The 2315-nt window shown below is 71.5% G+C and carries 3 protein-coding genes; all 3 read right to left on the bottom strand.

All coding sequences use genetic code 11. The annotated features are described in order from the left end of the window. Positions 1 to 17 precede the first annotated feature (17 nt). The gene (locus tag Q0L11_RS19310) at positions 18 to 839 is read right to left on the bottom strand and encodes a TIGR02186 family protein (RefSeq protein ID WP_296599400.1); all 822 of its coding nucleotides are present in this window, start codon (positions 837 to 839) and stop codon (positions 18 to 20) included. Continuing rightward, positions 839 to 1759 (bottom strand): sulfite exporter TauE/SafE family protein, encoded by a 921-nt coding sequence (locus Q0L11_RS19305; protein WP_296599398.1) that lies wholly within the window; start codon positions 1757 to 1759, stop codon positions 839 to 841. Before Q0L11_RS19305 ends, Q0L11_RS19310 begins: the two co-directional genes overlap by 1 nt. A gap of 31 nt (positions 1760 to 1790) precedes the next feature. Next, the coding region (locus tag Q0L11_RS19300; protein WP_296599397.1) for a tetratricopeptide repeat protein at positions 1791 to 2315 on the bottom strand (525 nt) is incomplete at its 5' end.

The following is a 2315-nucleotide window of genomic DNA, read 5'->3' as shown; positions in this document are numbered from 1 at the left end:
ACGTCATCCATGAGCAATCAGTCTCTCCGGAATGCCGCCGAGGCCGCCCAACCGGCCGCCAGCGCGAACGCCATGGCTGCCAGACCGTAGGACCATGGCCTGTCATGCGCCCACACGTAAAGAGCCCGTTCGAGACCGACCTTCTCGACCGTCAGGGTGCGGGCCCGCGTGGCCACCGGCTTTCCGCCCTGGAACAGCAGGATGTCGGCCCGGTAGTCGCCGGTGGGCGCGTCGGCCGGAAGGGCGATCTCGGCCCGGAACAGGCCGCGGTCGACGAAGCGAACGCCGCGCCCGTCCTCGTGGTAGAGCCCGGCCTTCTCCTTGAGGCGCACCACCGCGCGGCGCCAGTCGTAGTAGTCGGGCCCCAAGCTGGAGACGACGACGTCGCGGACGCCGTAGCGCGTCTCGATGTGCTGCTCGGCCGGGGCGTTAATCGGCAGGTGGTCGACCCCGGCGCCCAGGCGGCGCAGGACGCCGAAGTTGGCGATGTCGTCCAGTGGGCGGTTCGAGGCGGCGCGGTAGAAGCCTGGCGCGCCCCGGAAGACCACCGGGCGGCTGTTGAGCCAGAGGCCCGCGATCTTGACCTTGCGCGTCAGGCGCACCGGCTGTTCCGGCCCGCGGACCAGCACCACCACGTCGGACGGCCGGGCCGCGGCGTCGAAGACCGCGCCGTAGAGGACGATCCGCGCGCCGCGGAAGTCGGACTTCACCTGGACCGTGGTGTCGGTCAGGGCAGCCGAGACGACGGGCTGGCCCTGGGCGGCTGGAGCCGGGGGCAGCGGCGGGCCGGGCGTGGCGCTGACTGCGGCCGCGGCGGCCAAGGCGGCGAGGGCGGCCATCAGCCGGCCCCCGACATGAGGACGAACGGCTCGTCCGGGGTGAGGAACAGGCCGATGCCCATGCGCAGGCCGACCAGCAGCACGATCAGGGCGAGGATCGCCCGCAGTTCCTCGGCCCGGAACCGCGAGGACGCCCGGGCGCCGAACTGGGCGCCGACGATGCCGCCGACCAGCAGCAGGGTGGCGAGCACGATGTCGACGGTCTGGTTACGGCCGGCCTGGAGCACCCCGGTCAGCGCCGTGGTGATGATGATCTGCAGCAGGCTGGTGCCTACGACCATGCCCGCGGGCATTCGCAGGACGTAGACCATGGCCGGCACGAGGATGAAGCCGCCGCCCACGCCCATGATGGCCGAGAGCACGCCCACGAAGGCGCCCAGCGCCAGCGGGGGGATCACGCTGATGTAGAGGCGCGAGCGCGGGAAGCGCATCTTGAGCGGCAGGCCATAGAGCCACACCGGCCGGCGGTCGCGGCGCGGCTTCGGCGGCTCGTTGCGACGGCGACGAAGGATGGCGCCGAGACTCTCCATCAGCATCAGCCCGCCGATGACGCCCAGGAACAGCAGGTAGGACACCGAGACCACGAGGTCGGCCTGGCCCAGCAGGCGCAGCCAGCGGAAGAGCTCGACGCCGGCGAAGGCGCCTACGATCCCGCCGGCCGCCAGCACCCCGCCCATCCGCAGGTCGACGGCCCGCCGCCGGCTGTAAGCGATGACGCTGGACATGGACGAGGCGGCCACATGGTTGGCCATGGACGAGACCGCCACCGGCGCGGGGATGCCCAGGAACACCAGCATCGGCGTCATCAGGAAGCCGCCGCCGATGCCGAACATGCCCGAGATGAAGCCCACGACCGCGCCCAGAAGGACGATCAGCGGGGCGTTCACGGCCACCTCGGCGATGGGGAGGTAGATGTCCACGCCCGGGCCTAAGACCTAGCCTCGGGCCAGGTCAACGCTGGTCGACGTGAAGGGGCGGGCCGCCGGACTGATCGCGGCGATATTCGGCCAGGGCGCGGTCATAGGCGATGCTCGCGCGGCCATCCAGCGGACCGTCGTAATAGCCGAGGCGGGTCAGGATGAGCTGGGCCTGGCGGACGTTCATGCTGGGTGCGGCCGGCAGGGCGGCGGAGGCCGGCGCGGCCTTTGCGGCGTGCTTGACCGGCGGCTTCGACGGCTGGGACCTGGACGCCTTGAGCTCGGACTTCGGCCCCATCTCGGCCAGGGCCTTCTTCGCCTGCTCGTCGCCCTTCTCGGCGGCGCGCTCGAACCAGGCGCGGGCCCGCACCAGATCCTTCGGAAGCCCGGAACCGGACTGGTAGAGGAGACCCAGGTTGTACTGGCTCTCGACGACGCCGTTCGACGCCGCCTTGCCGAACCAGCGCGCCGCGCCGGTGAGGTCCTGCGGTCCGCCCTCGCCCCGGAACAGGTAGACGCCGAGGTTGTGCATGGCCTTCACGTCGCCGTTCTCGGCCGC

It is taken from the genome of Phenylobacterium sp. (assembly GCF_024508875.1).
Lineage (GTDB): Bacteria > Pseudomonadota > Alphaproteobacteria > Caulobacterales > Caulobacteraceae > Phenylobacterium.
The sequence above is the reverse complement of the archived record's forward strand: the minus strand, read 5'-3'. Positions and strand labels throughout refer to the sequence as shown.